The 26,210-nt window shown below is 34.5% G+C and carries 20 protein-coding genes and 2 pseudogenes; 6 read left to right on the forward strand and 16 right to left on the reverse strand.

Annotated elements, in window-relative coordinates:
* Positions 1 to 9: 9 nt before the first annotated feature.
* From R2I74_RS03800 to R2I74_RS03815, 4 genes are all read right to left on the reverse strand, one after another.
* Positions 10 to 839 (reverse strand): IS5 family transposase gene (locus R2I74_RS03800; protein ID WP_316353063.1). Its coding sequence is split into 2 segments (ribosomal slippage): positions 10 to 449 and positions 449 to 839, totalling 831 coding nucleotides; the frame shifts between segments, so codons are not numbered across the junction.
* Positions 829 to 1,026 carry a hypothetical protein gene (locus R2I74_RS03805; protein WP_316354062.1) on the reverse strand — a complete coding sequence of 66 codons (198 nt, stop codon included), beginning with the start codon at positions 1,024 to 1,026 and terminating at the stop codon, positions 829 to 831. Before R2I74_RS03805 ends, R2I74_RS03800 begins: the two co-directional genes overlap by 11 nt.
* A gap of 61 nt (positions 1,027 to 1,087) precedes the next feature.
* A protein-coding gene (locus R2I74_RS03810; RefSeq protein WP_316353063.1) for an IS5 family transposase occupies positions 1,088 to 1,917 on the reverse strand; the annotation gives its coding sequence in 2 pieces (ribosomal slippage) (positions 1,088 to 1,527 and positions 1,527 to 1,917; 831 coding nt in all).
* 38 nt (positions 1,918 to 1,955) lie between these two features.
* Positions 1,956 to 2,507, reverse strand: a complete 552-nt coding sequence (locus R2I74_RS03815; RefSeq protein WP_316354063.1) for a hypothetical protein — start codon at positions 2,505 to 2,507, stop codon at positions 1,956 to 1,958.
* A 104-nt stretch (positions 2,508 to 2,611) separates the two neighbouring features.
* On the opposite strand from R2I74_RS03815, the gene R2I74_RS03820 reads away from it, so the two are divergent.
* Positions 2,612 to 3,441, forward strand: a protein-coding gene (locus R2I74_RS03820; RefSeq protein WP_316353063.1) for an IS5 family transposase whose coding sequence is annotated in 2 segments (ribosomal slippage) — positions 2,612 to 3,002 and positions 3,002 to 3,441 — 831 coding nt in all. Because the reading frame shifts where the segments join, the coding sequence is not laid out codon by codon here.
* Here R2I74_RS03820 and R2I74_RS03825 read toward each other — a convergent pair.
* Both R2I74_RS03825 and R2I74_RS03830 read right to left on the reverse strand, forming a co-directional pair.
* A complete protein-coding gene (locus R2I74_RS03825; protein ID WP_316354064.1) occupies positions 3,398 to 4,693 on the reverse strand; it encodes a hypothetical protein in 1,296 nt (431 codons plus the stop codon). The genes R2I74_RS03820 and R2I74_RS03825 overlap by 44 nt on opposite strands.
* A 15-nt stretch (positions 4,694 to 4,708) precedes the next feature.
* Positions 4,709 to 6,205 (reverse strand): TrbL/VirB6 family protein, encoded by a 1,497-nt coding sequence (locus tag R2I74_RS03830; RefSeq protein ID WP_316354066.1) that lies wholly within the window; start codon positions 6,203 to 6,205, stop codon positions 4,709 to 4,711.
* An 81-nt stretch (positions 6,206 to 6,286) separates the two neighbouring features.
* On the opposite strand from R2I74_RS03830, the pseudogene R2I74_RS03835 reads away from it, so the two are divergent.
* Positions 6,287 to 7,116 (forward strand): annotated as a pseudogene (locus tag R2I74_RS03835) (IS5 family transposase).
* On the opposite strand, the gene R2I74_RS03840 reads toward R2I74_RS03835, so the two are convergent.
* From R2I74_RS03840 to R2I74_RS03865, 6 genes are all read right to left on the reverse strand, one after another.
* Positions 7,090 to 7,719, reverse strand: a complete 630-nt coding sequence (locus R2I74_RS03840) for a hypothetical protein (RefSeq protein ID WP_316354067.1) — start codon at positions 7,717 to 7,719, stop codon at positions 7,090 to 7,092. The pseudogene R2I74_RS03835 and the gene R2I74_RS03840 overlap by 27 nt on opposite strands.
* Positions 7,720 to 7,861: 142 nt before the next feature.
* Positions 7,862 to 11,215 (reverse strand): TrbL/VirB6 family protein, encoded by a 3,354-nt coding sequence (locus tag R2I74_RS03845; RefSeq protein WP_316355276.1) that lies wholly within the window; start codon positions 11,213 to 11,215, stop codon positions 7,862 to 7,864.
* Positions 11,216 to 11,995: 780 nt separating this feature from the next.
* A complete protein-coding gene (locus R2I74_RS03850; RefSeq protein ID WP_316355279.1) occupies positions 11,996 to 14,407 on the reverse strand; it encodes a VirB4 family type IV secretion/conjugal transfer ATPase in 2,412 nt (803 codons plus the stop codon).
* Positions 14,408 to 14,543: 136 nt separating this feature from the next.
* Complete coding sequence (locus tag R2I74_RS03855; protein WP_316354068.1) at positions 14,544 to 14,831, reverse strand: VirB3 family type IV secretion system protein; 288 nt, start codon at positions 14,829 to 14,831, stop codon at positions 14,544 to 14,546.
* A 563-nt stretch (positions 14,832 to 15,394) separates the two neighbouring features.
* Complete coding sequence (locus R2I74_RS03860) at positions 15,395 to 15,955, reverse strand: IS630 family transposase (RefSeq protein ID WP_316353004.1); 561 nt, start codon at positions 15,953 to 15,955, stop codon at positions 15,395 to 15,397.
* Positions 15,949 to 16,434 (reverse strand): helix-turn-helix domain-containing protein, encoded by a 486-nt coding sequence (locus tag R2I74_RS03865; protein ID WP_316353080.1) that lies wholly within the window; start codon positions 16,432 to 16,434, stop codon positions 15,949 to 15,951. The genes R2I74_RS03860 and R2I74_RS03865 overlap by 7 nt, the downstream gene beginning before the upstream one ends.
* A gap of 136 nt (positions 16,435 to 16,570) precedes the next feature.
* On the opposite strand from R2I74_RS03865, the gene R2I74_RS03870 reads away from it, so the two are divergent.
* Positions 16,571 to 16,978, forward strand: a complete 408-nt coding sequence (locus R2I74_RS03870) for an NUDIX hydrolase (protein WP_316354069.1) — start codon at positions 16,571 to 16,573, stop codon at positions 16,976 to 16,978.
* Positions 16,979 to 17,108: 130 nt separating this feature from the next.
* Here R2I74_RS03870 and R2I74_RS03875 read toward each other — a convergent pair whose 3' ends face one another.
* The 4 genes from R2I74_RS03875 to R2I74_RS03890 all read right to left on the reverse strand — a co-directional run bounded on the left by R2I74_RS03875 (position 17,109) and on the right by R2I74_RS03890 (position 23,082).
* Positions 17,109 to 18,848: a pentapeptide repeat-containing protein gene (locus R2I74_RS03875; RefSeq protein WP_316354070.1), complete on the reverse strand. Its 1,740-nt coding sequence runs from the start codon at positions 18,846 to 18,848 to the stop codon at positions 17,109 to 17,111.
* Positions 18,845 to 19,537, reverse strand: a complete 693-nt coding sequence (locus R2I74_RS03880) for a biotin transporter BioY (RefSeq protein ID WP_316354072.1) — start codon at positions 19,535 to 19,537, stop codon at positions 18,845 to 18,847. The genes R2I74_RS03875 and R2I74_RS03880 overlap by 4 nt, the downstream gene beginning before the upstream one ends.
* Positions 19,534 to 20,970, reverse strand: coding sequence for a nitrogen assimilation response regulator NtrX (ntrX, locus tag R2I74_RS03885; protein ID WP_316355282.1), 1,437 nt, complete (start codon positions 20,968 to 20,970; stop codon positions 19,534 to 19,536). Before ntrX ends, R2I74_RS03880 begins: the two co-directional genes overlap by 4 nt.
* Positions 20,971 to 21,246: 276 nt before the next feature.
* Positions 21,247 to 23,082: a sensor histidine kinase NtrY-like gene (locus R2I74_RS03890; RefSeq protein ID WP_316354073.1), complete on the reverse strand. Its 1,836-nt coding sequence runs from the start codon at positions 23,080 to 23,082 to the stop codon at positions 21,247 to 21,249.
* A gap of 404 nt (positions 23,083 to 23,486) precedes the next feature.
* Here R2I74_RS03890 and R2I74_RS03895 point away from each other — a divergent pair.
* The 3 genes and pseudogenes from R2I74_RS03895 to R2I74_RS03905 form a co-directional block, all read left to right on the forward strand.
* Positions 23,487 to 24,725 (forward strand): annotated as a pseudogene (locus R2I74_RS03895) (MFS transporter); the annotation flags it as partial.
* Positions 24,726 to 24,793: 68 nt separating this feature from the next.
* Entirely contained in the window at positions 24,794 to 25,429 is a 636-nt protein-coding gene (locus R2I74_RS03900; RefSeq protein WP_316354074.1) for an epoxyqueuosine reductase QueH, read from the forward strand.
* Between the two features lie 162 nt (positions 25,430 to 25,591).
* The gene (locus R2I74_RS03905) at positions 25,592 to 25,981 is read left to right on the forward strand and encodes a DUF350 domain-containing protein (protein WP_316354075.1); all 390 of its coding nucleotides are present in this window, start codon (positions 25,592 to 25,594) and stop codon (positions 25,979 to 25,981) included.
* The last annotated feature ends 229 nt before the right edge of the window (positions 25,982 to 26,210 follow it).

Genomic DNA, 26,210 nt, shown 5'->3' on the forward strand with positions numbered 1-26,210 from the left:
TTTCGAAACTCATTTACCAAGCTCCCAATTATATAAACCAGCAATTAAATTGAACCTAAGACCAAATCTTTTGCGTCTATTTCGATATTTATCAGCAATTATTTTAAAACGCTTTAACATACCGATAACATTTTCATTTAATACTCTGTCACTTGCTAAACTTCTATTATTTTTCTTATCTTCTTTAGTTAAAGCATTCTTTTTACTCTTTTTCTTTGGTAGCTCAGAATTTGTATGAATCTTCTGTAAGCCTTGATAACCAGTATCAGTAATCACTTTAACCTCAGGCAGTATATGGGTTCTTGATTCTTTAAATAATTTAAAATCATGACGCTTACCATTGGAAAAAGAAGTGCATATGACTCGTTTGCTTTTCTTATCTACTACTATTTGAGTCTTTAACGTATGTCTTTTCTTTTTACCTGAGTAATAGTATTTCTGTTTTTTTGGGGTCGCTCTATAGGGCTTTCTGTAGCATCTATTAAAACTAATTCATACTCCATACCGCTTTTAACTAGAGCCTTCTTACCTGGAAGAGCAAAATCCGGATGTTTTATTAGAGTGTCTTCAACAAAACGAATTGTTTTAAATGCACTGCTTTCGCTAACTCCATAATTCTTAGCTATATGAAAATAGGTACGGTATTCCCTTAAATATTCAAGTGTCATTAATAGGCTGTCTTCCATACTAAGACTAGCTCTTCTGCCACCTTGGTACCTCCTATTTATTTGTTTCTCTGTCTTTAAAATCCCTACCATCTTTTCAAATGTACTATTTCTTACCCCTGTTAATCTTCTAAAATGCTCTTCCGATAAAATGCTTAAATTTTTATATCTCATATAGTTCTAAATTAAGTAAATTCGACTTTATAACATATTTAGTCCAGTTTCGAAAGAGGTCTATTTTCTCAAACAAAGGAGTCAGAATGAGCGCTGTAAACTGACCAGTAGCTTTCGAAGTAAAAAATTGCACTGTATATTGACCAAAACTCTCTGGATAATCAGCTTTGTTATTGTATACTCTCATCCACAAATAACCTTCAACACCGTCTGGCACTTTAATTTCTCCATTAGACCTCTTTCGAAACTCATTTACCAAGCTCCCAATTATATAAACCAGCAATTAAATTGAACCTAAGACCAAATCTTTTGCGTCTATTTCGATATTTATCAGCAATTATTTTAAAACGCTTTAACATACCGATAACATTTTCATTTAATACTCTGTCACTTGCTAAACTTCTATTATTTTTCTTATCTTCTTTAGTTAAAGCATTCTTTTTACTCTTTTTCTTTGGTAGCTCAGAATTTGTATGAATCTTCTGTAAGCCTTGATAACCAGTATCAGTAATCACTTTAACCTCAGGCAGTATATGGGTTCTTGATTCTTTAAATAATTTAAAATCATGACGCTTACCATTGGAAAAAGAAGTGCATATGACTCGTTTGCTTTTCTTATCTACTACTATTTGAGTCTTTAACGTATGTCTTTTCTTTTTACCTGAGTAATAGTATTTCTGTTTTTTTGGGGTCGCTCTATAGGGCTTTCTGTAGCATCTATTAAAACTAATTCATACTCCATACCGCTTTTAACTAGAGCCTTCTTACCTGGAAGAGCAAAATCCGGATGTTTTATTAGAGTGTCTTCAACAAAACGAATTGTTTTAAATGCACTGCTTTCGCTAACTCCATAATTCTTAGCTATATGAAAATAGGTACGGTATTCCCTTAAATATTCAAGTGTCATTAATAGGCTGTCTTCCATACTAAGACTAGCTCTTCTGCCACCTTGGTACCTCCTATTTATTTGTTTCTCTGTCTTTAAAATCCCTACCATCTTTTCAAATGTACTATTTCTTACCCCTGTTAATCTTCTAAAATGCTCTTCCGATAAAATGCTTAAATTTTTATATCTCATATAGTTCTAAATTAAGTAAATTCGACTTTATAACATATTTAGTCCAGTTTCGAAAGAGGTCTATTACCATCAGCATCAACTACAAGTCCTGCAGGAGTATAATTAGCACCATAATTAGTGCTAGATGATGAACCAGAAGAGCTTGCTCCAATGAGACTACAAGCTATAGGGCCTGCAGTAGGATAATCTTTATATAATTTGACGGGATTACTAAAGCATGAATAGTTGACAGTTTTACCGCCACCTGCATATGCAGTAATAGTACCATCAGGATATATCTTTACATCAGGCCCAAATGCATTTGTACTACCACTCATGATTTGTATAGTTCCATCAGCTTGAGTAACTGCGCTATAGCCACTAGTATTAACACTATTGTCTTTAGGGCCAAGATTTGGACTATCTCCATATTTTGTTATAATATATTGAACTCTACCACGATCAGTTGCCACTGGATCAGTTAAGCCAATACCATTAGTTCTACGGCATTTAGTGTGTTTGATAGAGAAGATATAACCACCAGTGTCATTAGGAAGCTTTTTACTGCGATCATATAGACGATATTGCAAATAAGCTTTATCTCCTTCCACATAAACATTATCATAGATAGTACGAGTTTCCTGATTAATAATAGACCTCTTTCGAAACTGGACTAAATATGTTATAAAGTCGAATTTACTTAATTTAGAACTATATGAGATATAAAAATTTAAGCATTTTATCGGAAGAGCATTTTAGAAGATTAACAGGGGTAAGAAATAGTACATTTGAAAAGATGGTAGGGATTTTAAAGACAGAGAAACAAATAAATAGGAGGTACCAAGGTGGCAGAAGAGCTAGTCTTAGTATGGAAGACAGCCTATTAATGACACTTGAATATTTAAGGGAATACCGTACCTATTTTCATATAGCTAAGAATTATGGAGTTAGCGAAAGCAGTGCATTTAAAACAATTCGTTTTGTTGAAGACACTCTAATAAAACATCCGGATTTTGCTCTTCCAGGTAAGAAGGCTCTAGTTAAAAGCGGTATGGAGTATGAATTAGTTTTAATAGATGCTACAGAAAGCCCTATAGAGCGACCCCAAAAAAACAGAAATACTATTACTCAGGTAAAAAGAAAAGACATACGTTAAAGACTCAAATAGTAGTAGATAAGAAAAGCAAACGAGTCATATGCACTTCTTTTTCCAATGGTAAGCGTCATGATTTTAAATTATTTAAAGAATCAAGAACCCATATACTGCCTGAGGTTAAAGTGATTACTGATACTGGTTATCAAGGCTTACAGAAGATTCATACAAATTCTGAGCTACCAAAGAAAAAGAGTAAAAAGAATGCTTTAACTAAAGAAGATAAGAAAAATAATAGAAGTTTAGCAAGTGACAGAGTATTAAATGAAAATGTTATCGGTATGTTAAAGCGTTTTAAAATAATTGCTGATAAATATCGAAATAGACGCAAAAGATTTGGTCTTAGGTTCAATTTAATTGCTGGTTTATATAATTGGGAGCTTGGTAAATGAGTTTCGAAAGAGGTCTAATATTTGCTACTTTGTAGTTACTACCTTCAGTGCTAGCGCTAGTTGGGCTTTCATTACCATCAAACCTGTATAAAATTCCACAAGCGTCACTTGCTGAACACCAAAACTTAGATTTCGGCGGCTGAGTTATGCTGCTTGAAGGATTTTGATACTCTGAAGGAAAATTTTGCGGGAATCGATCACATATATATTTTACTTCTTCTGGTGGATGTACACTACTTCTTTTAATTACTTGACCTGATGGCAATTTATACTTTGATTCTTCCATACTCCAGCTACCACTAGGACCGGCACATGTCATATTGGTTGAAATAGCAGAACTTTCTATATCCTTACCAGTTATAAAACCACTCGCATCAGACATATAAGCATAAGGACCAGTTTCTGTTTCCATTGCTGGATATACCGTTGCCTTAACCCAGTTCATTCTCTCGCCTATCTCTCCATGATTAAAACATGCACCAGAAGCCTTATATTCATCACAAAAAGTATCCCTCTCCCAATTATTCCTGCCCCAAATAAGCGAATCACAATCACAATCTTTTCGTAAATCACACTGAAAAGAACATTTCACCGGATATTTCACCCCATTATAAGGCGAATATCTACCACATATAGGACTGTATGTGGTATTACCATCAAAACAATTTACTGGTGGTTCAAGCTGTTTTGTAAAAATATTATATGCAGTAGTGTCTCCATTGTTACCTAAAGTCACTCGTATACGATCATTTCTATACATTTCAGTGATGTTCCGCCATTCACCAAGTGTTGCGCTAAAAATTAATGGTGTTGCTTCTTCATCTTCAACTCGTGGGATTGCTATCTTTTGATTATTTTTATCTAAATTGCTAGAGGAACCTAAATTATTCTTTGGTAAATATGCTTTGCAAAGAGAAACTTCTCCTTTGACTCTTAACTTGATAATTTGTCCAGATGAGACCGTCAAATTACTATTTAACCATTCGCCATAATGTAGCGGATCCTTAGTGATTATTGCTTTACCATCAGAATCAGTGCCACTAGTTGAAGTGTAGTTACTATCCGCCCGCAAAGTTATGGTATTAGTAATACTATCTGCGCTAACTTTTTTTTGACCATCCATAGAATATCTTTGGAAACAACCATCGGTAATTTTAACACCACCTATAGTTGCAAGAATTGCCATAATTAAACATACAATTAAGGCAATAATTGCGGCACCAGCTAAAACTTTTAATAAACCTTGATTCATATTTAACTTCTACTTTTAAGCCCCACCGCCGCCACCGCCACCGCTACCGCCACCAATCTTATCCGACGCTTCTTCAGCACCGCCACCGCCACCTTCGCCACCACCTTCACCGCTACCGCTACCTTCTTTTTTATCGTCTTTTTTCGCTGATTCAGCTAATTCTTTAGCAGCTTGTGGGTCTCCCTGTGAAGCTTTTACCGCGTTTTTAATAAAATTAGCAGCCTTAATTGCTGTATCCACTACTTTCTGTGGGCTTGCAGTTACTGAATCCATAATCGGTCCACCGGTAATATCAGCAGCAAACTGACTAAACGATTTTGAGAAATGGTAAAAAATATAGGTAAATACAAATACATAAACCATATTCACTAGTAATCCAAAAATATCTCTAATTGAATAAATTGGAAATAATATAACATTATACTTTTCCCATCCCTGACCAATATAATGTTTGAGTAACTTATATCCGGCACTATCTCTGCATTCAGTAGGATTACCTGCTGGTTCTCTTAACTCAAAAGTACTAAAATTAACACCACTTACTGTATAATCATGACGTTTAAATTGACAATTTTTATATATCGCCGAATCATACATCGTAAGTAGTAACGCTACAAACCCCGCCAATACTGCTGGCTGTAACGCACAAGACAACGTTACTTTCAACCATGAATCAAAATAACTCTTGGTCCGTTCAAATAAGGCCATGGTAATAAATATAGGCGAAATATAAGCCATAACATATAACGTAATTAAACATACTAGATAACTAGTAATGAATTGTAACATGATAGAAGTAAATATGATGACAAACACCAAGCCACAAATGACAATAATAATGTTACCAGCCATAAAGAAACCAAACATTACTGCGAAAAACGTCAAACCACCAACTGTTTTTAAAGCTTTTGTTCCATCTTTACCAGAAGACCCTAACTGTATTGCATTTCCAGAGTCACCTGACGATGAATTAGAACCTGATAAAGAATCTAAAACTGTAGACATATTATATAATAGCTGCATCCCAAGATAATAACCTATTCGACAGTCTATAGCATCCCATAATGCAAAATACTTATAGCCTTTTTCATACTTTGATTGATCAAATTCACATAAACCTTTTGAACCACCACTGCTAAAAACTATATAAGCAAAATCAGAAGTAGCACTGGTTAAAAATGGTAAAGCGAATTCTACCATCCCGTTTTTAGTAGTTAATTTACCTTCTTTAAAAAAGGCTGGACCAAGTCCTACTGCAAAATAACTGATAAATAGAAACTTCAATATAAACATTGCTACTTTGTCTAAATTGGCATATTCATGATTTAGCACTACTTTAAAACCATAAAATATTACATATATAATCAAAGCTGCACGAATAGATGTTTTTAAAGCCTCTTGAAAAGTTGCAAATGGACTAAGCGAAGTTAAAGTTACTTTAGTTCCAGGTTTACAAGTGTTATATTGAAAAAACACCTTATCTAGCGTTTCTTTTAAACAACTTACTGCCACCCCAGAAAAATTAAATAATAGACCTCTTTCGAAACTGGACTAAATATGTTATAAAGTCGAATTTACTTAATTTAGAACTATATGAGATATAAAAATTTAAGCATTTTATCGGAAGAGCATTTTAGAAGATTAACAGGGGTAAGAAATAGTACATTTGAAAAGATGGTAGGGATTTTAAAGACAGAGAAACAAATAAATAGGAGGTACCAAGGTGGCAGAAGAGCTAGTCTTAGTATGGAAGACAGCCTATTAATGACACTTGAATATTTAAGGGAATACCGTACCTATTTTCATATAGCTAAGAATTATGGAGTTAGCGAAAGCAGTGCATTTAAAACAATTCGTTTTGTTGAAGACACTCTAATAAAACATCCGGATTTTGCTCTTCCAGGTAAGAAGGCTCTAGTTAAAAGCGGTATGGAGTATGAATTAGTTTTAATAGATGCTACAGAAAGCCCTATAGAGCGACCCCAAAAAAACAGAAATACTATTACTCAGGTAAAAAGAAAAGACATACGTTAAAGACTCAAATAGTAGTAGATAAGAAAAGCAAACGAGTCATATGCACTTCTTTTTCCAATGGTAAGCGTCATGATTTTAAATTATTTAAAGAATCAAGAACCCATATACTGCCTGAGGTTAAAGTGATTACTGATACTGGTTATCAAGGCTTACAGAAGATTCATACAAATTCTGAGCTACCAAAGAAAAAGAGTAAAAAGAATGCTTTAACTAAAGAAGATAAGAAAAATAATAGAAGTTTAGCAAGTGACAGAGTATTAAATGAAAATGTTATCGGTGATAAATTATGTTAAAGCGTTTTAAAATAATTGCATCGAAATAGACGCAAAAGATTTGGTCTTAGGTTCAATTTAATTGCTGGTTTATATAATTGGGAGCTTGGTAAATGAGTTTCGAAAGAGGTCTAATGATTGACTCTTGGAAGCGCCATAACATGATTGCCCTATAGTTTTACAAGTATTATCCTCTGGAGCAGGTGGTGGTGGTGGAAGTTTTGTTTGTTTACAAGCTATAGGTAAGCTACCACGCGAGGTAGGCATAGTTAAACATATTATTGTCTCTAGTTGTCGAACGGTTAATACCATGTCTTTTAACACAGGACTTCCACCCAATTCTGAATTAGTATTCATACTACCAAGCGTTCTAGAATCACCGACTTTCATGGTAATGGGATTGCAAATTGGTGTCGCACCAGTAGCATTCTTTAAACAAAATGTAAAATCAGAATTATTAACATCACATGCATCTTCTACATATGCAGTCATATCAATATTACCAATTAAGTGCCCATATGCAGTATTAGCACGCAGATCATTATCAAGATTAGATGCGGGAATTGTCGTACATGAATCACCAAAATTAGCAAAAACCTCGCAAGACAGCATCAGCAATATGATCACCAGCAAAAATTTTATATGTAACAACCAACAAAAAGGCTTAGTAACAAACTCACGTAGAATGTCACCCTCGCATCCACTGTTATCCGAATACACGATGTCATCTGAACACCCACTGTCATCCCGAACTTGTTTCGGGATCTCCGGAATAATATTGTGCGTTCGAGTGACAGTGGACGCAAAGATAGTGAGCGCCGGAATGACAATGTATCGCAGGGATGGCATCGAATAAGTAACCTTATGTTTTATCACCACCTTCACCCTGATTTACGTTTGATTCTTTCGACTGATTTAAATCCTCTTTCTCTTTATCTTGATTTTCCTGAGATTCTGGCGCATTATTTTCTACAATAGTATCTTTTCTTTCTACAGTTTTTGATAATGACTCATCATCTTTGGTTGGTGCTTGTGTACTACTATCTTTTTCAGGCACTGATGAACTTTTCTTATCAACGCCGTCGACGTTATTACTACTATTTAAATTACCGAATTGCTTTAATTTTTCATCGATACTCCCTTCAGTTCTTTGTACAGAACCAAATAATTCCATAGCACCACCACCTTTATTAACATTACTATTTAGATCCTGGGCGCTATTTTGAGTAGGACTCATGGTAGATTTAACATCTTGTGTAGTTTGTGGTTTTACCACGCCCCCGCCACCACCCAGTTTTTGTTCCGGCTTTAATTCACTTAAGACACTAGCATTGATTTTAGCGATTTCTGCCTTTTGTGTTCCAGAAAACATTGATTCGATATTTTTAGCATAAGCTTCCTGGTGTCCATTCATCTTATCATTATTCATAGTATTTCTGAGTGCTGCTTCATATACTGACTTCACCTTAGCAAATTTTTTCTCTTCACTGGAAAAAGCCACATATCTTGAAAACTCTGATTTAGAAAAGCCAGTAAGCTTATCAGAGTCAATATTACGATCGCTAAAGAATTTCTCTAGATTTTCTCTAACCTCAGCTGTCTCTAGCTTCCTCATTGGCCCAGTATCGGCAACTGAAATATTTTGTTGTTGTACCTCAGTTTCTGATGATCTATTAGCATTTTGAGATCCAGTACCAGTATTTCCTCCAGAACCACTTTCAGTTTCACCACCAACATTTTCATTTGCGCTTCCACCACCGCCGCCAACATTACCACCAATCTTATCTCCGCCACCGCTGCCACCACCACCACCACCGCCAATATTTCCACCAATCTTATCGCCACCACCGCCGCTACCACCGCCAACATTACCACCAATCTTATCGCCAGCACCACCACCAGCGCCACCTCTCCCAGCACCGCCAGCACCACCTTTCATTGCCCCACCAACCGCACCAATAGCCGCCATTCCTGCTTTAAATATCGCTTGCGGTTTTATGGTAACCGCACTGAGAGAAACTCCTTCAGTCATATCCGCAGCAAATTCCGACAATTGCGCGCTAAAGTGGTACATCAAGTACAAAGTAAAACAAGCCGTAATTAATGCCAACACTAAATCTTTGATCTTTTCAAATAGCACCTTAGGCGAAATAAAAAACATTGCTGGTGAAAAAGTAATTGCACTTAAGAACTGAAATTTTGCCATATAATCATCAGTGCCACTTTGGGGTTTTACCATTTCTTCAACTGAAGATTTACCAAAATCGTACATAGCAGCTATGGGATTATTTAGCATAAACCCTAAGCTGTTTTTACATCCCTTAGCTTCATCGCCATCCTCACCACCATCATAACTAGCCCAATTGTTGCTAACGTAAAATATCCTTGTTTGTCGATCATTACTTTTTAAATCCTTTGAATCATACCTACAACTTCCATAAAAGCCAAAATCATAGACTGAAAACATCGTAACCATAAAAGTTGTTACTACCATAGGTTGCAACATAAATGATATCATTAGCTTTACCCAGCCATCAAAATAACCTCTAGTATATTGAAATAACAACATCGGTACAAATAATGGCGCCAACACTCCAAGGATTACTATTGAAATCATACAAATCACAGTGGCATTAACCATATAAGCACCAACTGAAATCACTAATAATGGGTACATTAAAGCAAGAGATACTAAAGTCATATTCCCAGTTATTACCGCTGGAATTAGTAAATAATAATATGGTGGTACCGAAAAGCTAAAGAAATCAAAATTTTTAAAATCATGAGTACGAGCTTGATTCTCTACTATCATAGTTTGGATAAAATCTAGTCCTAGATAATGACTTACTCTACAATCTAAAGCGTCCCACAAAGCAAGATGCTCAAGACCTTTTGCATAACTCATATCAAACTTACATAATTCAGAAGGAGAAGCATTCATGATCCAACTCGCCATTTGATTCATCCCACCAAGTAAAAACGGGAATGCCCACTGAATCATTCCATCCAACCTGCCATAGTCTGAAGCACTATAAGGCTGAATATTGATTCCTACTGAAAAATATGTAACAAAAATAACCTTTACGACAAAATTGACAAATTCGGCTTTTGGCGGCACATTTCCTGTCAATAAAATTTTAAATCCAAAGAAAATCACATATATGGTTAAAAAAGCAGTAACAGTTTTATGCATGTTTCGTTGAAACTTAAAAAATGAACTAGTTTCCCGCTTAGATGAATTCACTACCGACTTAATATCATCAAAAGTACAAACGTCACTACTTGCTAGCAAACGAGTAGCCATCTCTCGAATACATTCGATTAATGGACCAGAGATAATTACGGCAGTTTTAGAATTATTATACGCTCTTTGGTAACAACCGCCAGTATTACTACATTTCATTAACGCCATATCATCTTCAGCAGTATACAAAGAGCCAGATTGGTTTAAATCCATAAAGCTTGCATAAATTGATTGAGGATATGGTTCTTTTATATATTTACAACCTACTGGTATCCAACCACTAAATGCCTTAGTTGCAACACATAATTTATCATTCTCTCTTATCACCTTCCATGGAAACCAAGGCACTATCCCAATATCAATCATGTCACCTGAAGCATCTTCCTCTGTATTACTAAAATCTTCGTGGTAAGATAATTTTGGAAAATCCCATGATTTTTTGATATCCTCCCATGGACTTTTACCAGTAAACATTGACGCAGCAATGGCAATTGCAGATTTCGCTACCGCTTTCACACGAACTACAGCTAATTTAGTATTGCTACATACCGCAAAACTTAATTTTAGCTTGGTCTTTGGATCATCAGGTTTGCTTGGATTGGTTGAATCTCTTGCAAGCCTTGGGTCTATTCGATTTGGACGCTCACAAGCGTTTTTAAGAAATGGTATACCAGTATCACTAAGATCTGTTTCATTCATTTTTAAACGCAGCACTGAATTAGCATAAAGACCAGGTGACAAAATATTAGCCACCATAAAAGAAAAAAATGAAGCCGGAATACAAGTATGTGAGAATTCTGAACGCAGCAAATCTCCAACTCCTTGAGTCTCACAGGTAAGACCTGTAAGAACATCAATAATTGAATCCATAATATCTTTTGCGTCTGCTTTTTGTACATTACTCAAATTTACTACAGCAATTATCAACAACGCTGACACAATTTTAGATAAGCTGGAATATACAAGTTGCATTAGATCTCTTGCATGACCCATAAATAAATGAAAGATTTTTAGGAAAAATTGACTTGGCCGCCCTAGCATATATAGCCAAGAACACTTATGTAATGACAAAATCAGTTTATGCAGAAGGATTATATCACGTATTGTCATGACACCTTAATAAAGAGCTTCGTATGGTGAATTTTATAGCAAGACTAGACTTCTTATCTATGTCTACTCTCGCAAACAATTGTGTCACACTGTTTGCACAGCAAAGATCACTAAGGTTTTGACGCTGAATTTCAGGCCGGGCTTGCGCATGCAGATTTACCTTGAGCACAAATGAGCCGCACAAAATTTGGTGTCTTGAAGCTATATTGTAAAACATTTGTTTCCTTTACGTAAATACAACAAGCGTAAACGCGTAATAAACCCAAAGCAATTCTGTTGTCAATTGCTTCTCAGGAGCTATATAGCAAAGCCAGTTGGACTATGGTACGTTAATCTCAGAGTGAGGTAGATTACTTTGTTGCGCACAGCTGAGACGCAGCATATTTGATGTACCATAATTCAACTGGAGAAGCTATAGTGAACAAGTTTTTACTTGATCTTTATCCATAAAATTCCTCATCTCCATCAAGGTATAATAGTGAGAGTTCAATAGACTGTGTCACAAACCATCGCTTTATTAAGCAAAACAATCCAGGAAAAAAGCTGGCAGCGCTTAATTAAATTGCCACGCGAACCAGAGATTCGCTCAGCTCAGACGTGCTTTACTTACTTAATTAACACAGTTTGTTGAACAAACTCATATTATATTGCTTTTACTTCTTCATAAAATATCGGCAACCATTTTTCTGGGTTTTCCCCATACTCTGCTCGAATCCGATCAAGTAATAATACTGTTTCTGCCCTACCTGATAGTACATTAACTATATTAGTCATACCACTTAAATTAACCTTAGCCACTACAGCACTTATTCCTTGTTTTATTAAAAAATACCGAGATGCAGGATCGGTAGTCTTAATCAAAATATATTCTCTCTGACTTAACATAAAAGCACTACGATACACATCCGTTGCTTTAAGATTAGGTAAAAATATTTGTGTTGCCGTTTGTTGTATTAAAGTATCACTTATTCTACTTTTCGCAGCATCTTCCACACTCTGTGTAGCAAAAATAACAAAAGTATTTAATTTTCTTAGAACTTTTAACCAATCCTTGATTTTTGGAGCAAACACCGGGTTATCAATTAACGCCCATGCCTCATCAAGCACTATCATTGTTGGAAAACCATCCAGAGAAATATTAATACGGTGAAACACATACAATAATACTGGTGATAGACTAATAGTATCTTTCAATAATTCAGCCATTTCAAAACCAAACACTCTAGCTTTAGCCAAATCAATATTATCTTCCTCATTATCAAATATTTTTGCATGCGATCCCTTGCTGTGCCACATAGCGATTCTACCGGCCAAAGTACCTGGTCCATCGATACCCAAAAAAGGAACTATATTGCGTAATCTTCGATCTTTTTTGTTTAATCGATAATTGCCATCTAACGCTTGGGTTAATAATTTAATATCTTCAGCAGAAATAGTTTCTCCATTAGTGGTTACTAATATCTTAAACCAGTCTAATATAAACGACCTATTTTCTCCATTATCCGGTAATTGCAACGGATTAAAATTACATTGCTTACCAGGATCAATGACGGTATAAATACCACCAAGTGCACGAATAAAAATTTCACCGCCACGATCTTTATCAAAAAAGAACATGCGTGGCTTAAATTTCTGTGCCTGAGCACATAAAAAATTCATTAACACAGTTTTACCAGCCCCGGTAGGGCCAATAATTAAAGTATGACCAACATCCCTCACATGAAAATTAAAATAGAAAGGAGTGCCAGAAGTAGTATCCAGAATAGTTACATGCTCTCCCCAATGATTACCAGAAATTTTACCAATCGGATAATTATGCATCGAAGCAAACCCCGACATATTAAGTGTATTGATAGTAGATTTTCTAATTATATAATCTATATTGCCTGGCAACTGCCCCCAATAGCTAGGCTCGACATTTACTTTTTCACGTACTGGTTGCAGGCCACAGTTAGATAATTCTACCGAGGCCATGGATAATGCATTTTCTAAAGCTTTCAAATTCTCGTCTATACATAGAACAGAAAAATGATGTTCACCAAAACCAATATCTCCACTCATCGCCATATCAAGCGCTTGCGAGATCTCAGCAATTTGCGACACCGCCTTATCTTGAGCCTGAATCATTCGATTTTGTTGTAATGTCATCGCACTAATGGCTACAGTTCTGTTAGAAAACACAAAACTCTGGGTCATGATAAATTCAAAAGGCATTTGTAAAAAACCGTCAAACATCCCAGCTGAGGTACTAGGGCCATATTCCAATATACTTACTATACCAGCGTATTTTCGTCCACTTGCTCCACGAGCCTCAATTGAACGAGATCCAAAAAACAACCTATGAGTTGGTATATATTGGTCAATTTGTCCTCGTGGAACGATCATGGGCATTGATTGGCCACAATTTACTATAGTCCCTAAAAAGCCTAAAATTTCACAATTATAGCCGCTACTAGATTTTTCAATTCCTAGTAATTTTGCATCATAATCTCTAAATGTATTTAAAACTCTCGTACTCATTTCTTGGAGACTTTCTTTCATCTCCCGCATATCACTTTCCCAAGCTGATTTATTGGAACTCTGTTGTAATTTCTTTAACAAATGTTCTACTATAGCAGCACCGGCTGTATCTGGCTTATATAAAATACTAATATATAATTCGTTAAAAAATGAAGCGGCACCAGAATGTTTCTTTCTCCATTCATTAGACAGATATGCAATAAAATCATTAGGTACTTTTATGGTTGGATCAATGCTGTAATGCATCTTACTAACCACTGGTTTTCGTCTTCTGACCGTATGAAAATATAGAATAATATTACCTGACGCCATTGTCTTTAGTAATGAATTTCTCATACTTTTTCGGATATCTAAATCATCATCATCAGCAGTTTCGAATGAAAAACCACTAATCTTTATCACCTGAAGCAATTCATTTTTCTTGGTCAAAATAGTATTACTATCCCAATGACACTTATAAGGAATAAAGTGTGACACTGGTTTTTCTCGACGCGCCTTAGATTCTTTTGCGGCAGTAGTTTTAAATAATTTAATCACTAAAAAATACCATTTAACAAAAAATGCTGATTTCAGGTGGCTTATACATTCTATGAACTATGCTTGAGTTGATATAGATGATATTTTCCCATACCAAAGAGCTCAAACTATTCTCAAGACCAATATCTCAATATCAAATACTATATGAATTTGCACCATAAAAAGATTTATTAGGACATTGGTTACACTTACTACCTTTATTTAAATAAAGCTCCATAAACCTTGGTTCTTTAAAACACAATAAATACCCTACCAAGTGAACTGCACCAGCAATAAAAATAATACCTATACCCGAAGTTTGAATAAATGCTCCAACCGAAATCATCATATTCAACATCGCAAATTGGATACTGACGCCAAATATCATTGTAGGCCTGGTTAATCCTACAAACAATGGATCTGATGTTAATTGTCCCGCCATCTCTGTCTCCCTCAACTATTTTATAATTAACGCTATAGTAATTGAAAGTATCATAATAAATCAAACCTATAATACTAGCAATGCTGTAGGTTTTTCAGATGCGATACATATCAACATCAAAACAACCTAAAAACCACAAAAAAATTAAAAAAATTAAGGAAGCAAACAAGAATTCAGTTATCTTTTAGGGTATAACCAAGAACAGTTTAATTATTACAGATGGGTTTTATGCTGAGCCTGCGTAAACATACATATAATATATGTGTGCAAGGGCAAGATCAGGCAATTCACTGTCATTACAAAAGTAACACAGGTCATCCATATATTAGTGAATTTAGAGAGAGTGTTCAATGAACTGTGTCAAATCGTCTGAGCTGAACCGACGGCAAAGCAATCCAGAAAAAACTCGGCGTGTCAATAAATTGACTGGATTGCTTTGACCACTAACGTGGTCTTAGCTCATACTAGCCTTACTTTATTTAATTGACACAGTTCATTGAACACCCTTATTTTAGGTGGATTCGATGTTATAGCGACTAGATAATTTATACCGATTGCAATAATTAACACGGTGTATTTATCCAGTCTCTATACATAATTGATTTTACTAAATCTACATTCTGAGCAAGTTGATTCCAAGCGTAACAAGCCATAGTGACAATATCTTCATATGCACCGTAACATTGGTTAGACAAGAAATGATTTTTGATCCACTCCCAAACTTGTTCCATTGCATTAAGTTCTGGTGCATAAGGCGGAAGCGGTATCAAAGTGATATTGCTTGGAACAGTTAGTTTTTTGGCTGTGTGCCAACCTGCATTATCCATTAGTAAAGCTATATGTCGGTTGCTTTGAGTAGTGAGAGAAAGGTCTTCTAAGAATTTATTCATTGCCCGTGTGTTGGCATATGGTAAAATTAATGCAAAAGATTCTCCCGTATCATGGCAAGCAGCTCCGTAAATGTATGTTGAAATGAATTGCTGTTGCCGAACTTTACGGGGTCTAGTGCCGCGTTTAGCCCATATACGAGTTAAGCTACCTTGTTGCCCAACTCGAGTTTCATCCTGAGACCATATATCAACGTTACATCTATCGATATTTTTTGGTAATAATTCTGTTAACATGTCTGGGAAGTTTTTTTATATGTATTTTGAGTCTCTTGATTTGACTTTGGATGCATTGAACGAGAAGTAATCCAGCTAAAACCAAGGCGATGCATAGTATTGTAGACTGTTTTTAAAGCGCATTTAGCGCCATATTCCTCAAGCAACATGTTATGTAGCTCCTTTGCGGTTATATACCCGCCAGTTTCACTTTCACTGAGCATATTGATTTTATCAAAAAGAGCAGATTCTTGTAGAGTGTTAATCTTCCTAGGAGCGCCGCTTCTTTGTGATTCAAATAAACCTTCAAAACCATGATTTCTAAATCTTCTGAGCCATGATTGCACGGTTTTCCAGTGCAACTTCACTATTGCAGATATGGCTTTAAAAGATTTGCCTAATTGAAGGTGATACATCGCCAATAAACGTATGCGATTCCGACCATGCGGCTCATGTTTCATCATTTTTATAAAATCATGATCATGAAAACCTAGCGGCAATATTAACTTAGCTATTTGAGTACCTTTTATCCGTTAAAAATCCATTTTAGGCCACCGCGTTAATTATTGCAATTGGTATTATATTTCAGGATATATATAAAATGAAACCAATAGAAAGGTTTAAAGCATTGTATCTGTGCATCTTTTAGTAATCAATAATGATAATTTGCTATTATATTTAAGACAAAACACCGGATTTGGTGATGGTATGTATAGTGTGATATCAGGCCACGTTGACGGCAATGAATCAGTAACTACAGCAATGATAAGAGAAGCTAAAGAAGAAGCAGGCATTGACATAAAACGTGCTGATCTTGAAATTACCTATGTCATGCACCGCAAAACACCAAATCAGGAAGTAATAGATTACTTTATGAAAGTTACAAAATGGCAAAATAAAATTCAAAACTTAGAACCTACAAAATGTAAAGAATTGAAATTTTTTAACATAAATGATCTACCAGATAATATGATACCTTATGTTAAGGTTGCTATAGAACATAGCCTACAGGGAATTAAGTTTAGTGAATTTGGTTGGGATTAATTGTGCGTTGTTCACGATTTTTAAATGTCCCTAGATGTCATCCCGGCTCAAAGCTTGAAAACCAGAGAAAATCTACTAAATTCTTACTCAGCTTAAGATTTAAGTAAACGTTCATAATCTCTATCTCTTATTAAGGTTTTACAATCCCAACGGTACCATCAAGTTTTGTATTAACTAAAGATATAGTATCGATCAAACTATTACTAAAATCTAAATTAGTTAAATCAGCATAATCAAATTTTGTACGATATAGTATAGTAGATTTAAAATTGCTGCTGGTAAATCTTGAACCACTTAAATCTGCGTCAGTTAAATTAGCTCCAGTTAAATCAGCGTAATCAAATATACAGCTTTGCATTTTGCTTTTAGATAAGTCTGTTTGTTTAAATATAGTATTAGCAAAATTTATTTGCGGTTTAAAAGTCAAATTTGCCAAAGATAATTCTTGAAAATTCATATTAGATAAATTACTGACATTTTGTAAATCTTTTAAAGATAAAATATTGGTATCTGATTGAAATTGTTCAAAGCCTTCTGTGTTTAATATTAACGTTTTGGTTGCAGTAGAATTAATCAGATTGATTTTAGTCCCTCTAACATTATTAACTTGTGAATTGACTATTTGCGAAGAATCGAATGTTACTTCTTGTAGATTAGAGTCTGTAAAAGCTGATTGAGTGATATTACTTGAAGTAAATTTTACTTTAGTTAAATTTGTAGCTTTACTGAATATCTTATTAAGCTTTGACTGCTTAAATTGAGATTTATCAACTGATGAATTAATAAACGTTCCTCCGGTCAGATCAGAGTTAATAATTGTTAGATTATTAATGGTAGTATTATTTAGCATGATATTCTGAAGATTAGAATCTTCTATGGTAGTATTGGTAATTCCGGCTGTATGAAGGTTGCTGCTGGTAGCATTAACCTTTTTGATATTTACAGCTGACACGGTAGCTCCATTTAGGTTTGTATTTTGTAAATTACTGTCCGTAATTTTCGCTTGTTCAAAATTTACATTACTTAAGTCTGCATTTTGTAGATTGCACTGGGTAATAAGTGTTTTAATAAAATGAGCATGCTGAAAAGAAGTAAATAAAAAAGCGCAATTATTTATTTGAGCCTCTATAAGTTTAATTTCATCGAAAAGTGAGTGAGAAAAATTAGAATCGGTTAATGTGGCTAAAGTAAAATTAGCATTCGTTAAATCAGCAGATTCAAAATAACAATTTTGGATCTTGATACTATTTGCCTGTACATTACTTAAATCTGTACCATAAAAAACTGATTCAGTAATTTGTGCTTTTTTGAATTCACCTTGTCCCAAATTACTTTGTTGAAAATTACTATTATTAATATTACTTTGTTCAAAAATTGTAGCTATCAAGTTAGATTTTGTAAAATTGACTTGATCTAGTGTTGTTCCGGTAAAATCAGCTTCTTCAAAATTGCTATTAAAAAAATCAACATTTTTTATAGTTGCTTTCTCAAAGATAGAAGCTTGAAAATCTGCATATCTAGCATTTATATTATTAATGATAGTATTAGAGAAATCACTATCTTGAATTATTGACTTTTCTAAAATTACATCTTTAAAGGTTGTTGCTGAGAAATTAATACGTGACATCTGACAAAAACTCAGATCTATACCTGATAGATCTAAACCAGAAAGATTCACTCCTGTAAGCTTTAGACCTCTAAGATTTGAACCAAATTCTTTTTTTATATCAGGTTCTAATTTATTGTTACGGTTATTAACGATAAATTCTTTTACTTTATTACTTTGAGCATCGGTCAATAACCCATCACTATTTCTAGATTGTTCTGAGCATCCAGAAAAAAGCAGTAGTAAAATAACTAATATTTTCATATTTGAGCTTTACTTTTAGTATAAGAGAATAAATATGAAAATATTACTATTTTTACTATACCGCTAGGAATGAATACAATAAACCCATTATATATTGCATTATTAAGACTCATAAATTGGCTAAGCCAGGTAATACCAAAAAAATAAATTATAATATGTCCAATAAAACAGCAAAATGCGACAGGCCAAAATTTTTGTGATATATTAGACTCGCTTATGTGAGTAAATTTGTAGGAGAGAGGATATTCAAAACCGGAGCGCACTCTAAGTTTGTTTCGGATTTGAGCACTGCATCGGCGCACAAATTGACCACAGAAGTAGAGTTTCAAAAGAGGTCTATTTTTTATTATACTAATGATAGGAGCTGTAATCATACACCCCACCAAATATCCACCGGTAGCTCCCATTACATATTCTATTCCATAGTTATACTTGCTAAACACTGGTAACCCACATATGCCGCAAATTAGATAAATACCAACTGTAGCGAAAGCAAGATATGGTTTATATACTAGTCCAATCATGCTTACCATCATTGTAAGAAAAGTAATCGGCACTGGCTTTAGGGGAATGCTCAATTGACTACTAGCAGCTAATGCCAAGACACCAAAAATAATTTGTGATAAACTTGCATATTTTTTAAAAAGCAAATTGTAGTCACTGCTATAATAATTGCGTAACTCTCTCATAATTGTTCTTCTTGATATTCTTCATCTCTCATTTTTGCACTAGCTGTATGTATACTAAGTAGCTTTAATTTACGATGTAATGCCGAACGCTCCATACCTACAAACGATGAGGTTTTAGAAATATTGTTATTAAAACGACTCATCTGGGCTGATAAATATTGTCTCTCAAATACTTCTCGGGCTTCTCTAAGAGGCATAGACATCATATCAAGATTATTGTCGGGCTTGGTTATAGTTACCCCGTGATTTAAAATATCTGATGGTAGCATATCTGGTTTGATTATTTCGTAACCACCAACAGAGACAGGATTCATGATCAAAGTCCATTCTATCACATTTCTTAATTGACGAACATTACCTGACCAACTATAAGCCTGTAGCGCAGCCATAGTATCTTCAGAAAATTCACGTTCCTTAAGTCCTGAGAATTTGGCCAGCTGCTTTACAAAATATTTTACTAACAAAGGAATATCATCTTTTCTTTCTGATAAAGAAGGTACTTTAATCGGCACTACATTTAAACGATAATATAAATCCTGTCTAAAGCGACCTTGATTAATTTCATTTTGTAAATTTTTGGTCGTAGCGGTAATAAACCTTATATCTACTTTCACGCTTTTGCCAGTTGCAGGTTTTTCAAATATTTGATCTTGTAAAAATTTTAGTAGTTTTATTTGGATAGGCATTGCCAAGTCACCAACCTCATCAATATAGAGAGTACCATTATTAGCAGCTTCCAGCACGCTAAGGCGTTTGGTAAAAACACTATTAGTATCTTGGCGTTCAGGTTCTCCAAATAATTCTTGCTGCATTTTATCTGTAGACATACAAGTAGGGCTAAATACAATAAATGGACCATGAGCTTTTTTGGATTTTTTATGAATTAAACGCGCTGCTAATTCTTTACCACTACCCATTTCACCATGAATCATTACTCTACCAGAGGTGGGAGCTACTTTCTCAATATCAGATTTAAGTTTGACCGTAGAAGAGGAAGCTCCTACTAATTCTGTTTTATCTACTACTTTTGACTTTAGATCTAAGTTTTCACGTTTTAGTTTCGCAGCTTCACAAGCTCTTTTTAATACAATCATCAATCGATCATGGGTAAATGGTTTTTCTAGATAGTCATAAGCTCCCATTTTAATTGCACTAACTGCTGTTTCTATGGTACCGTGTCCGCTAATAACCACTACTGGCATTAATGGATAGCGTTTTTTGATAATTTCTAAAATGCCAAGACCATCTAAATCACTTCCTTGTAACCATATATCAAGAATTATTGCAGAAGGGACTTTTTCAGAAATTAATTTAAAGGTTTGAGTACTATTTGCAGCTACTCTTGAATTAAACCCTTCATCTTTTAAAATATCTGAAATCAGGTCACGAATATCAGCCTCATCATCAATTATAAGAACATCTAAAGACATAATAAATTACCTATATTATATAATGTGTATAAAGAATGGTTATTACTTAGCCAAATACAGATTCATTACGAACTGACTTAGAATTTGTCTTAAAAGTCTACTTTCAAGCCAAATTTTAGTAATTCCAAAAAGCTTTTAGGATCTATTCAAGATCTCTTATTAAAGAAGCTAAAATGAATTCATCGCTTTAACTACTGTACAGAGTAGCTATTCATAAAAAATAAAGCAACAATTTTTACTGTATTTTTGCCACATTAGCCTTTTTTCTTTACAAAAAAGTTAAAAATTAATATTTTGTAATCTATGTTGTAACTTAGATTTTAATTCAGTTAAGTTAAATGTTAACTTTATTAAAGCTCCGCCTTGTGGAGCATTGCTTATTTCCAGTGAGCCGAAATGGTCTTGAGTAATTTTTTTAACTATAGCAAGCCCTAGACCTGTGCCTTTTGCTCTGTTGGTAATGTAAGCTTCTGTAGCGCAGTTTAGCAATTCCGGAGTGAATCCAGGGCCATTATCTGCAACAATAACATATACTAAATCAGTAGTTTGGGTTATAGAAACGTCAATTATTTGCTGGGCTATTTTTTCTGTAGCTTCTTCGGCGTTTTTTAGCAAGTTAAGCATAATTTGATGAAGTTGCGTGATATCACCAACGAAATTTATTGCTTTTTCACTGCTGGATAATTTGTAAGTAATTTTATCGTTAATTGATTTTCTTGAATCAACCATATCTTTTATTAAGGACACTAATTCACACTTGGTAAAGGTAGGTAATGGCAATCGGGCAAAATTTACAAACTCAGAAACAATTTTTTTAATATCATTGATATGACGGGTAATAGTGTTTATGTATCGGTCGAATGCAGTTTGATCTGAAACTTCATGACGAAATTTTTTAAATAGCCTTTCTGCTGAAAGTTGTATTGGAGTGAGAGGGTTCTTTATTTCATGAGCTACTCTACGTGCTACGTCTGACCATGCAAGAGCTCGTTGGGCAATTAATAGATCTCGTTGCTGACGGTTAATCTGTTGAATCATTCTATTGAATGCAGAAGATAAAACCTTAATCTCGTCATTATTTAAATTTCCTTCCGGCACTTGAATAGTTAAGTCTCCATCTTTTACTTTCTCTGTCGCGATTACCAATTTATGGATAGGGCTAACTATTTGACCGGCAAAAATTGCGCCCCAACTTATTGCAGCTAATAATAGTAATAATGCTATAAAAATAAAGATCATAGAAAATTTGATCTGCATACTGGAGATATGGGTTTTAAGCTGGTAATAACTGCTAGCTGCACCATTGGTTTTATCAATATGGTCGATAATTTTGCTGTCGATAATTCTGCCAACTAATAAATAAGTATCATTATATTCTCGTAGTTTTATCAACATTCTAATTTTAGTGGGATCAGAAGTAATTTCAACTATTTCACCGCGGTCAGCCTTTTCAATTAGATGCATTGGTATGGTAGTAAAACTTAAGGAAAAGCTTAATGAAGTTTGAGCCAGAATGGTATTAGTAGTTTTTTGAAACACTATCGCTTCGTCTAAAGAACGCATTTCAGCTTCAGCATTTAAGGCTTTGGCAAAATAAGTCGGGTTGTGAATCAAATCATAATACATTTCACTAAGGTCATCTGCAGATGCTGCTGCACTTTCCTTTAAGCGTATAGTATGTTCTACAAGATATGATTCAGCAACGCTAATTGATTGATCCAGTACTGTAGATATTTTTTTATCAAACCATATTTGTAGGCCAAAATTAAAAAAATACGCTGAAAATACCGAAACAATTATCGTAGGAACAGCAGCCACTAGACTGAAAGCGACAATGATTCGGTTTTGTAATTTAGAAGTATTACTGGTAGATTTGTTGGCAGAATGTTTAAAGATTTTATATGATAAGACAATACCTAGAGCTAAGAAAATTATTAGATCAACTAAAATTAATCCTATAACTTTGCTTGGATCAGGTCCCAATACATTTGTTTCTTTGGTAATCGTGCTATATGTAAAAATTGATAAAACGATAGCCATTACTACTAAAAGCAATAATAATTTATTGCTTTTAGTATAGTGTTTTTTTAATAAGAGTATAAGGTGGTTAAACATTGAATGAGATATTATATTTAATATTTATAGTGTTATAGCGCCGATCAGTTAGGTGATGATAGTCAAATTTTAAGGTAAGGTTGTACCTTAAACGTAACGTAGTTATCTCGAACAAAGAACAGTCATCCCGAACTTGTTTCGGGATCTCATCAGGAGTTCATAAAATCCCGAAACAAGTTCGGGATGACATTATGTGTTCGAGAGCATTGTGTGCTCGGATATACCTAGATGACTAATGTTATAAGTCATTTCTGAAATCTTTGCTATATTCAGCTACATTATAAACCATTTTCTTAATTTAATCTAGATTCTGTAAAAATTTATTGCACGAGTTAAGAATTATGATATTAAAAATGGTGTATATTTGATCAACTTCATAAATAGTATTAAATGAGGTGTTGTAGATGAAGAAAATTATAATATCTGGAATGATTGGTAATGCCCTGGAGTGGTATGATTATGCATTATATGCTCAGTTTGCACCTATTATAGCCCAGCATTTTTTTCCTGATTCCGAGATTAAGGAAATACTGACATTTGCAGTATTTGCTTCTGGGTTTATTGTCCGGCCGTTAGGTGGCGTGTTATTCGGTAGTATTGGCGATAAATTCGGTAGGCGGATTGCTTTAGTAATTGGCATATTAACTATGGCAATTCCTACTGCAGGCATAGGATTGCTGCCAAGCTATGCGACCATAGGACTGGCGGCACCAATAATTTTGGTTATTATTAGGTTGATTCAGGGTTTTGCACTAGGAGGAGAATTTAGTGGCTGTATAGCCTATATAGTGGAACATGCCAGTATAAAACATCGTGGACTTGCTGGTAGTGCAGCTTTTGCTAGTATGTGTATTGGAATGTTGTTAGGTGTGATAACTGCAAATGCTTTTTCATATTTTATGTCTCAGGAAGCATTATTTGCTTGGGGATGGCGATTACCTTTTGTAGCTGGTTTGTTCATTGGTGGAATAGGTTTATATATCAGGAAAAATTTGTCTGAGAGCCCATTATATAGCGCAGCAAAAGAGAATGGTAATTTAGCAAGATATCCTTTGCGTGAAATCGTGACTAAATATCGAACTCAATTATTAGTAGCAATAGGGATTTATATTACGGTAACAGCTCCTTTTTATACCGCTACGGTATTTATTGAGAATTTTATGCAGACTCTAGGTTATACTCGCACTCAGAGTTCAATGGTGTGTGGAATAATTTTAACTACTATGATCATAGTTTTTCCGATTTCTGCTTTTGTTTCCGATAAAATTGGGCGTAAACCAGTTTTGCTTACTGGAATATTATTGATGATATTGTTAGTGTATCCAATATTCAAGCTACTTGGGTCAATGGATTATACTTTGGCGGTATTATCACAAATCCTATTTGCTGGAATAATAGCTATATATATGGGTCCAATTCCAACCTTATTAGTAGAGCTTTTTCCAACCAGAGTACGTTTCACTGGTGTTGCCTTATCATATAATCTGAGTGCAGCAATATTTGGTGGTTCAGCACCAATGGTGGGTGTGATATTAGTGGAATATACCAAGGATAAATATGCCTTATCATATTATTTGATGGTTCTTGCAGTGATTTCTTTAATAGTACTAAAGTTTTATAAAGAGACTTATAGAAAGAATTTAGCTGAAGAGATTACATTAGACCATGGAGAATCCAAGAATTTGCCACGAGAATATAGAGCTTTAACATAATGACATTTCAGGTACCAAATGGTGAAAAGAAGATATTAATGCACTCATGTTGCGCTCCTTGTTCTGGAGAACCAATGGAGAAAGTAATTGAGGCTGGTATTGCATTAACTATCTTTTTTTATAATCCTAATATTCATCCTAAGAAGGAATATGAAATACGTAAGCAAGAGAATATCAGATTTGCTGAAAAGATGGGCATACAGTTCATAGATGCTGATTATGATGTTCAAAACTGGTTTGCCAGAGCAAAAGGCATGGAATATGAACCAGAACGAGGCAAGCGTTGTTCTATGTGTTTTGATATGCGCTTTGAGCGCACTGCTTTATATGCCTATGAAAATGATTTTAAAGTCATTACCAGTTCGCTAGGGATTTCTCGGTGGAAGGACATGGAGCAGATTAATCAATCTGGACTTCGTGCTGCCTCTCATTATGATGGAATAACATATTGGACCTATAATTGGCGAAAAAATGATGGTAGTAGTAATATGTATAATATTGCCAAACGGGAGAATTTTTATAAGCAGGAATATTGTGGTTGTATTTATTCTTTAAGAGATAGCAATGAGTGGCGACGAGCTAATAATCGTGAAGAGATAGCTATTGGAGAACAGTATTATACCAAATCATTATAACAGATTGTGAGTTAATTTTCTAAGAACTTTTAATGGCTTATTCTACAACTGCTTTGTCTCCATCTAAAACTCGCACTAGACCTCTTGCGTAACCTAGAAATGATTGATCAATGAAATTTTTACTTTATAATCTCGAATTAGCACTATAATGAATTAATCTATATGGTAATTATAATAAATTTTATTACTTATTTCGGCACCGCACTATTATTAACACTCCTTTTCACGTGGTTATATGAAGGGATAACACCTTACAATAGTTTTAAACTGATAAAGGAGAATAATATCTCAGCAGTAATTAGCTTTGGTGGTGCGCTTATTGGTTTTGTTTTACCATTAGCTACTATTCTCATACATAGCCAGTTTATTGAGGAAGTAGTAGTTTGGGGCGTAGTAGCAGCTTCAATTCAATTGATGGTTTATGTTCTAGCACGTGTATTTATTCCGGCACTAAAAAAGAATGTTACTGAAAATAATATAGCTGGTTCGCTTTTCTTAGCTTTTATCTCTTTGATAGTGGGGATCTTAAATGCAGGATGTATGAGCTATTAACCATGAGAAGGTCAAAAAATATTTCATTATACCTTGTATGTAGTATATTTTTGACGAGTTGTGATAAACAAGCTTATCACGGTGTTCTTGATTGCAAAGAAGATTATAACATGATCATATGTGATACCGCGTACGCTAAAGCAGTGAATAAAGATTATGATAAAACTCCTACAACCCTCGAGCAATGTCAGCAACAATATGAACAATGTGAGATGTGGCTTGATGGATA

Origin of the sequence: Candidatus Trichorickettsia mobilis (genome assembly GCF_963422225.1) — a bacterium.
In the GTDB taxonomy this organism is placed as follows: domain Bacteria; phylum Pseudomonadota; class Alphaproteobacteria; order Rickettsiales; family Rickettsiaceae; genus Trichorickettsia; species Trichorickettsia mobilis_B.

Bases quoted from the DNA above. Each gene is read 5' to 3' on its own strand.
- R2I74_RS03860 (WP_316353004.1), bottom strand. From the start codon at position 15,955: ATGTTAACAGAATTATTACCAAAAAATATCGATAGATGTAACGTTGAT.
- R2I74_RS03855 (WP_316354068.1), bottom strand. From the start codon at position 14,831: ATGGCGGGACAATTAACATCAGATCCATTGTTTGTAGGATTAACCAGG.
- R2I74_RS03880 (WP_316354072.1), bottom strand. From the start codon at position 19,537: ATGAGAGAGTTACGCAATTATTATAGCAGTGACTACAATTTGCTTTTT.
- R2I74_RS03890 (WP_316354073.1), bottom strand. From the start codon at position 23,082: ATGTTTAACCACCTTATACTCTTATTAAAAAAACACTATACTAAAAGC.
- R2I74_RS03805 (WP_316354062.1), bottom strand. From the start codon at position 1,026: ATGAGAGTATACAATAACAAAGCTGATTATCCAGAGAGTTTTGGTCAA.
- R2I74_RS03900 (WP_316354074.1), top strand. From the start codon at position 24,794: ATGACATTTCAGGTACCAAATGGTGAAAAGAAGATATTAATGCACTCA.
- R2I74_RS03845 (WP_316355276.1), bottom strand. From the start codon at position 11,215: ATGCAACTTGTATATTCCAGCTTATCTAAAATTGTGTCAGCGTTGTTG.
- R2I74_RS03905 (WP_316354075.1), top strand. From the start codon at position 25,592: ATGGTAATTATAATAAATTTTATTACTTATTTCGGCACCGCACTATTA.
- R2I74_RS03875 (WP_316354070.1), bottom strand. From the start codon at position 18,848: ATGAAAATATTAGTTATTTTACTACTGCTTTTTTCTGGATGCTCAGAA.
- R2I74_RS03825 (WP_316354064.1), bottom strand. From the start codon at position 4,693: ATGAATCAAGGTTTATTAAAAGTTTTAGCTGGTGCCGCAATTATTGCC.